Source organism: Terriglobia bacterium (genome assembly GCA_036496425.1).
Taxonomy (GTDB): domain Bacteria; phylum Acidobacteriota; class Terriglobia; order 20CM-2-55-15; family 20CM-2-55-15; genus 20CM-2-55-15.
Map to the genome: position 1 here is coordinate 1 of DASXLG010000225.1, position 3,062 is coordinate 3,062.

5 protein-coding genes are annotated in these 3,062 nt (G+C 56.1%); all 5 read right to left on the reverse strand.

The annotated features are described in order from the left end of the window. Window positions 1-254, reverse strand: a 254-nt coding sequence (locus VGK48_16205) for a hypothetical protein (protein HEY2382718.1), incomplete at its 3' end; no start/stop codon positions are given. 16 nt (window positions 255-270) lie between these two features. Then, window positions 271-930 carry a rhomboid family intramembrane serine protease gene (locus VGK48_16210; protein ID HEY2382719.1) on the reverse strand — a complete coding sequence of 220 codons (660 nt, stop codon included), beginning with the start codon at window positions 928-930 and terminating at the stop codon, window positions 271-273. A 98-nt stretch (window positions 931-1,028) separates the two neighbouring features. Then, complete coding sequence (locus tag VGK48_16215) at window positions 1,029-1,853, reverse strand: hypothetical protein (protein ID HEY2382720.1); 825 nt, start codon at window positions 1,851-1,853, stop codon at window positions 1,029-1,031. 154 nt (window positions 1,854-2,007) lie between these two features. Further along, complete coding sequence (locus VGK48_16220; GenBank protein HEY2382721.1) at window positions 2,008-2,679, reverse strand: LytTR family DNA-binding domain-containing protein; 672 nt, start codon at window positions 2,677-2,679, stop codon at window positions 2,008-2,010. Next, on the reverse strand, window positions 2,672-3,062 hold a 391-nt coding region (locus VGK48_16225), incomplete at its 5' end, for a hypothetical protein (GenBank protein HEY2382722.1). The genes VGK48_16220 and VGK48_16225, both read right to left, overlap by 8 nt.

Consider the following 3,062-nt stretch of genomic DNA (forward strand, 5'->3'; position numbering starts at 1 on the left):
ACATTCTTACCATGTGAAAAGTGCTCGATTTTTTGAGGGACTCCATCGCGCTCAACGATGAAATCTTCGGGTTGAAGATCCGTTACGAGCTTGCCGTCGGAATCGGTTACCGTTGATGTAACCTCTTGAAGCACTACATCAACTTTTAATGTTTGCGCGTTTAGGGCCGGTCCGGCGAAGAGGACAAAGCCGAGGAACACCATGATAGACGTGCGCTTGACGGACGAAATCTCTCGTAATGCGATTTCTCTCACTACGGGACGTTCTAAGCTATGCCTGAGACAAAACGGGTCCGTTCCTCTCGAAAAAGCGCGCGGAGATCGCGCCGAAGATGAATCCGCCGACGTGCGCGGCATAAGCGACGCCCCCGGACTGGACGGCCGCTACGGCGCCCACCTGGCTGAAGAGCTGGATGATAAACCAGAGTCCGATCAGCAACGAGGCCGGAATCATAGTTGTGCGGATAAAGATGAATATCACGAGCAGAACGCGTATCCGATCTCTGGGATATGTAATCAAGAAGGCGCCCATCACGCCGGCGATGGCGCCGCTTGCACCGAGATTCGGAACCTGCGAGGAGGGCGCCATGAGGATCTGCGCCAGAGTGGCGGCGATTCCGCTGAGCAGGTAGAAAATCAGGTATCGCAGCCGTCCCATCGCATCTTCGACCTCCGGACCGAAAGCGTGAAGGAAGACCATGTTGCCGATAATATGCATCCAGCCGCCATGCATGAACATCGCGCTGAAGATCGTCAGCCAGCTCCTGCCGGAAACGATCACTGCGGGAATCACCGACCACTGCTGGACAAACGACGCGCCGCCCATGATTTCCAGCACAAAAACCAACACGTTCATCAGAATGAGGGCCGTCGTCATCGCAGGATAGCGGGCCGGCCGGCGGGAGATATCCGTCAAAGGAATCAGCGTCATGGCAGTTTCACAAACGTAAGCTTGGCACAAAAAGTCCTCTGCTGGTCGATCACATTGGCGACAAACCGGCCGTGCCGAGAACGTTCACGGGATCCGGCTTACTGTTGAGGTGGCGTTTGTGGGGAATCGTCGAATGAGTATCTGACGTCTGCCGATGCTTCTTTCCCGTCCGACAATATCGAATACGCGGCTGCGCCAAAGGGAACCCTGCGCGAGCCCCTCCGCAAAGAAGCCACATAAGCTACAGTCACACGGCAAATCAGAAACTGATAGGTTACGTCTTTTTCCCGGACAGACTTACAGTCCCAATGGTCCGTCACGTCCCGCTGATACTTGTCGCGTTCTGAAATCTTCTCGGGGCTCAGGCTGTAGAACCGCATCCCATCGCGATAGTCACGAAGAAACATGTACGGCAGATCGAAAGAATACGATTGCAACCGGCTATCGTAAACGGCATCAACCGGGGGGTTGAGATTCAGGTCGATTTGCTCGAACCGGATATCGCGGTTGTTAAATGAATCGATACTCTCCAGAACTGGAAATCTGGTGGTCACCTGAATGGGGCTGCGGGCGTCGCGACAGGCACCGCTGAAGGAGTACTGGCGCAAATCTCCCTTCACTTCTTCAAGGCTGTGGTGATACCAGGAACCCAGCGCGCGATTGTCGTTGAAAAACGCCACCGGCTTCCAATCCCCCTTGCCCCGGACAAGCTCGGTACAGCTTATGCGATCCGCCGCCTGGAAAACCTCCTGCAAATCCGCCTGACTGAATTTGCCGAAGATGCGCTGAAGCTGAGCGAAAAACTTTGTGACAGCAGCCGGATTTTGCCGGACACCGGGCATGACGTTCTGTGCCTTCAATGTCACCTGGAAAACGCTACAGAAAATTATGACGAGGCAGAGCCGAAGCAGTTTACCGAACATGCTGAGGCCTATTTTAGCTCTTATGCCGATATTGTAACCAGCGGCAAAACATCTCCACTCTCGTAGCCGCGTACCGAAGCTATAGAAAACAGGGGATGAACTTGCGGGGAAGCCAGCTTCTTTTGAAAAACACGGGACAAACTTATAGGGCGATCTACAATCTCAACAATTTTTCTCGAAGGACGCGGGACTGGATGCGGCTCACGGGCAATTCCCGGTCATCGCTCAGGATGACGGTGTAGGTGCCGCCGGCAACCGGAACGATCCGGCGGATCATATTGATGTTCACGACCGCCCCGCGGCCGAGCCGGACGAAGTTCCTGGGATCGAGTCTGGCCGCGAGATCCTTCAGCCGATAGAAGATCGTATGCGTCTCCTTGGTGGTGGTGGACAGGTGAATCAATTCACCTTCGGCAACCACGGATACGAGTTGCTCGACGGGAACCAGAATGATCTCGTCCCGCCGCCGGATCGGAATCCATTGCAACGGCTCTTCCTTTTCGTTGATATCGTAGTCCGCCGCCGCGGCCCGGATGCGATCGATTTCCTCCGCTCTGCGGTCTTCACGTTCCAGGCGCTCTTTAGCCCGGTCGATCGTTTGGCAGAGGCGCGCTGCCTCCACCGGCTTCAGGATGTAATCGACCGCATTCAGCTCGAAAGCGCGTATCGCGTGCTCGTCGTGTGCCGTAACGAACGCGATCATCGGCATATCACGCTTGTTCAGCAGCCGGACGACGCCAAAACCATCGACCTCCGGCATCTGCAGGTCGAGTAGTACCAGATCCGGCCGCTTGGATTCAATCAGAGCGACGGCCCGATCAGAAATGGAAGGCCAGTGTTCCCGACACTGTCCGCGGCGTCACGTAATGCGTTCCGCTGAACGTCGAGAGGAAGTTGTAAACAGCCGTCTTGTTGGCGACATTGACGGCTTCCACGCGGATGCTCCACTTGTTTCTGTCGGCTTTGAACAGGTTGTCGATGCCCGCTCCCAGGTCGAACAGATGACGCGGTAAGACCCGCGGCGGATTGTGATCGTCGTCTTCCGTACCCGCGGCGGGGATCTTCACCAGCGACGATGTGTATTGCGACGCCGGGCACAGGCCCGATGGATCGATCGGCGTCGTCGGTGTCGCCCGGACGCTGCCGCATGCCAGACCGGCCTGGAACTGCTGATCCGGCGTCAACCCTGAAAAGTCGACGATGGAATCC

Coding starts and splice junctions, on each gene's coding strand:
- VGK48_16210 (HEY2382719.1), bottom strand. CDS start 930: ATGACGCTGATTCCTTTGACGGATATCTCCCGCCGGCCGGCCCGCTAT.
- VGK48_16215 (HEY2382720.1), bottom strand. CDS start 1,853: ATGTTCGGTAAACTGCTTCGGCTCTGCCTCGTCATAATTTTCTGTAGC.